The sequence below is a fragment of the Luteibacter sp. P4_D7_3 genome, from assembly GCF_056401735.1.
Genome location: NZ_JBFUIT010000345.1, coordinates 1 through 4019 on the forward strand (window position 1 = coordinate 1; position 4019 = coordinate 4019).

The 4019-nt window shown below is 64.5% G+C and carries 4 protein-coding genes and 1 pseudogene; 3 read left to right on the plus strand and 2 right to left on the minus strand.

Annotation, left to right across the window (positions count from 1 at the left end):
• Positions 1–136: 136 nt before the first annotated feature.
• Together AC1DSN_RS19480 and AC1DSN_RS19485 are read right to left on the minus strand one after the other, a co-directional pair.
• A complete protein-coding gene (locus tag AC1DSN_RS19480; RefSeq protein ID WP_477332327.1) occupies positions 137–598 on the minus strand; it encodes an SET domain-containing protein-lysine N-methyltransferase in 462 nt (153 codons plus the stop codon).
• Between the two features lie 106 nt (positions 599–704).
• A complete protein-coding gene (locus tag AC1DSN_RS19485; RefSeq protein WP_213948366.1) occupies positions 705–1037 on the minus strand; it encodes a ComEA family DNA-binding protein in 333 nt (110 codons plus the stop codon).
• 206 nt (positions 1038–1243) lie between these two features.
• On the opposite strand from AC1DSN_RS19485, the gene AC1DSN_RS19490 reads away from it, so the two are divergent.
• The 3 genes and pseudogenes from AC1DSN_RS19490 to AC1DSN_RS19500 form a co-directional block, all read left to right on the plus strand.
• Positions 1244–2686 (plus strand): M20 family metallopeptidase, encoded by a 1443-nt coding sequence (locus AC1DSN_RS19490; RefSeq protein ID WP_477332329.1) that lies wholly within the window; start codon positions 1244–1246, stop codon positions 2684–2686.
• Positions 2683–3387, plus strand: coding sequence for a YggS family pyridoxal phosphate-dependent enzyme (locus AC1DSN_RS19495; RefSeq protein WP_477332331.1), 705 nt, complete (start codon positions 2683–2685; stop codon positions 3385–3387). The genes AC1DSN_RS19490 and AC1DSN_RS19495 overlap by 4 nt, the downstream gene beginning before the upstream one ends.
• Positions 3388–3653: 266 nt before the next feature.
• Positions 3654–4019 (plus strand): annotated as a pseudogene (locus AC1DSN_RS19500) (hypothetical protein); the annotation flags it as partial.

Here is a 4019-nt window from a genome sequence, read left to right on the forward strand (position 1 = left end):
GATCCAGCGCGTGCTTTCGGCGTCCGCGAGCATTTTCGCGTAGTCGTCGAAGTGGCGTTCGGTGAGGGCGGTAAGCCGCAGGCGCGGCGTTTCCAGAACAGGGATATCGGACATTGCCATCGAAGTGACCAAGGAATCAGCCGAGCAGGGCGGCTAGGGCGCGCGTACTCAGCGCGAGACTGTCCTGCCAGGACAAGCCGGTTATTTTCTCACCAGTTGCCGCGTCATTAAAGCTCTCGTTCTCATTTGGCGGAAGGAGATGCCGATAATCAACTGTTATTTCAGTGCCTTGCGGAAGGTTCTTCGCGGCAAAAATAAATCCCAGATGCCAGATTCCGGTCGGTTCGAAGCTGTGGTTGACGAAACATTCGTCTGGCCACTCGGGCGAAACGGTGTAGCGGTCCTCAAACCAGCGGGCCGCGGCGTGCTGGTTGGCGGCCAGGGCCGGCGTGGCGAGGATCTCCGCCCAGGAGTGCGTACGGTCGATGGCATCGGGCGCGGTGACGATGCGTCCGGCGTCGACGGGTTCGTCGACGAACAAGCCCTTGCCAGCCCCGGGAATGCCCGAAGCGGCGATACGGTAACGCGGCAGGATCATCGGATCATCTGGCCCCTGTTCCCACCGGCAGGGCGAGAAAGCGCCGCCGGCACGGGGCGCGAGTGTAGCGCGTTCGGCCGGCGACGGAAGGGGGTGGGCCGGGTCGTCAGTCGTCCGTGCTGGCGGTGTTGGCCTTCGCCGGGCGGGCGGGACGGGTCTTTTTCGTCGGCTTGGCGGCGTCGACGAGGATGGATTCCCGGTTGCGGTCGACCAGTGATTGGCCGATGCCCTTGACCGACGTGAGCTGGTCGGCGCTGTCGAAATCGCCGTTGGCCTCCCGCCAGGCAATGATGGCCTGGGCCTTGGCGAGCCCCACGCCATCGAGGGACTGGGCGAGCGCGTTGGCATCGGCCGTATTGATGTTGACCGGCGTGCCGGCCACGGCGGGCATGGCGAAAAGCAGGGCGGTCAGGGCGAGGGTAAGAGCGAGGGGTTTCATAAAGCCTCCTGGTTGAATGCGCCGGATGACGCCGAAGCACTCTGCGCCGCGGTCCGGAACCGGCGAACCGGCGGGGTGACGTACGCGATGTGCGCGCCCGACGCGGCGTGTGCGGCTCCCGCGCCTACCTTGGGTGGGGCCACCCTGTCGGCGCCCCGACGAGGCGCTGTTACAATCCCGCTTTGACCTCACGAGTCCCCCTCGCCATGGATACCTCCCGCATTTCCTCCTTCGTCAGCGGCCTTTGGGACGCGGAAATCGTCCCGCAGCTGGTCGAGTACATCCRCATCCCCAACAAGTCGCCGATGTTCGACACGAAGTGGCGCGAGCATGGCTACATGGACCAGGCGGTGGCCCTCATGGAGACCTGGGCACGCTCGAAGCTGGGTGCCCTCGAAGGCGCCTCACTCGAAGTCGTGCGTCTGGAAGGCCGCACGCCGCTGATCTACATCGACGTGCCGGCACAGGGCGTACAGGGCGCAGGCACGGATGAAACCGTCGTGCTCTATGGTCACCTCGACAAGCAGCCGGAGATGACCGGCTGGGCCGATGACCTCGGTCCGTGGACGCCTGTCATCAAGGGCGACAAGCTTTACGGTCGTGGCGGCGCGGATGACGGCTACGCGATCTTCGGCTCGCTCGCGGCCTTGCTCGCCTTACGCGATCAGGGCGTGCCCCATGCGCGCTGCGTGATCATGATCGAGGCCTGCGAGGAGTCGGGTAGCTACGACTTGCCGTACTACGTCGACCATCTCGCCGACCGCATCGGCAACCCGGCCCTGGTCGTCTGCCTCGATTCGGGCTGCGGCAACTACGACCAGCTCTGGCTGACCACGTCGTTGCGAGGCATGACCGGCGGCAACCTGACGGTGCAGGTGCTTGAAGAGGGCGTGCATTCGGGCGATGCCTCCGGTGTGGTGCCGTCGAGCTTCCGCATCCTGCGCGACCTGCTGAGCCGCCTCGAGAACCCGCAGACCGGTGCCATCGTGCCGGCGGAGCTCTATGTCGACATCCCGGCGCAGCGCGTCGACCAGGCCCGCCGTTCGGCCGAGGTGCTGGGCAATGACATCTACGACAAGTTCCCGTTCGTCGAGGGCATGAAGCCGGTCACCGACGACCTAGCCGAGCTCGTGCTCAACCGCACGTGGCGCCCCCAGCTCGCCGTTACGGGTGTGGGTGGCATGCCTGCCCTCGACAGCGCCGGTAACGTCCTGCGCCCGAAAACCGCGGTGAAGCTGAGCCTGCGCGTTCCGCCGACGCTGTCCGGTGCCGAGGCGGGCAAGTTCCTCAAGCAGTTGCTCGAGAAGGATCCGCCGTACGGCGCCAAGGTCACTTTCGACCTGGAAAAGGACGGCAGTGGCTGGAATGCGCCGGCCCTTTCGCCGTGGCTTGAGGAGGCGGTCGCCCGCGCCTCGGAGCATTACTTCGGCGCCCCCGCCGCTTACATGGGCGAGGGTGGCAGCATCCCCTTCATGGGCATGCTCGGTGAGAAGTTCCCGCAGGCGCAGTTCCTCATCACCGGCGTTCTCGGCCCGCATTCCAACGCCCACGGTCCGAACGAATTCCTGCACATTCCCACGGGCAAGCGCGTGAGCATGGTGGTGGCCGACGTGGTGGCACGTCACTTCCAGGAAGCCTCGAAGGCATGACCGCGGACCTCGCCACGCTCGACGGCCGCCTTGCGGCCGTGCGGGCGGCGATCGGGGCGGCCTGTGTGCAAGCCGGGCGCGATCCGGCCGAGGTGACCCTGCTTCCGGTGAGCAAGACGTTCGAGGCCCAGGTCGTGCGCGAGGCGGTGGGGTTGGGGCTGCGTCGTTTCGGAGAGAACAAGGTCCAGGAGATCCAGGCGAAGTCGGTGGCCCTGGCCGCCGAGGCATTGGACTGGGTTGTCATCGGCCACCTGCAGACGAACAAGGCGAAGCCCGTAGCGGCGATCGCGAGCGAAGTGCAGTCATTGGACCGCCTCGACCTCGCCGTGGCCCTGGACAGGGCGCTACAGGCCCAGGGCAGGGGCATCGACGTACTTATCCAGGTGAAGACCTCGCGGGAAGAGAGCAAGTTCGGGCTGGATCCGGACGGGCTACTCGCCTTCCTCGACCAGATGAGCGCGTTCTCGTCGTTGCGAGTACGCGGGCTGATGACCCTGGCCGAGGCCTCGGAGGACGAGGAGGTCGTGCGGGGATGTTTTCGGACCCTGTATCAGTGGCGTAACAGGGCTCGGGACGCAGGATTTTCCGTCGAACGGCTGTCCATGGGCATGAGTGGCGACTTCGCCCTGGCGATTAGTGAGGGCAGTACCGAAGTGCGAATCGGCAGTGCCATCTTTGGGGCAAGGAACGCCAAGCCCTAGCGGTGTCCAACAAGGGTAATTACCGGTCAGGCGGTCGTGACGACCCCCTTATCTGGTCACGAATGTGAAAGCAACCCTTTATATCCATTCAGTTTTCCGTCTCGCAGCCCGCGACTTCTTGCGACTTCTCTGAATATTTCCTAGGAATGGCATTTTTTAACTTTATGCCAACAACTAAATGGATGGGGTTTGATAACTTCACCCCTCGTTCACGGTCGTCCCACACTTTGGCGGCTTAACTTTCCGATGAAAAGGCCTTATCGCTCATGCTTTTAAAGCGACTGACCGCTCTCGCGTTAGCCACCATTTGTTTCGCCGCTGTAACACCTGCTTTTGCCGATTCGGTCACGCCTTCACAGGGTCTGGACCAGTCCGCAGCGCTCTTGTTGACCGATCTGCCGGTGTTCGCACCCGCCACGGCGCTCGCGCAGTCCACCATTCCCGACCTTGCGACCCTGACCGCGCCCAAGGCGCCGGCCGCCGCCACCGTCAAGCTCGCTTCCACCGATTCGGATACCGACAACCAGACCGCCGATGACGACGACAGCCTCGTCGCCGCCGCCACCGCAAAACTGGCCGGCCACGTCGACGGTCATGCTCGCGAGGCGCTCCTGGCCTTCGCCATGAAGCTC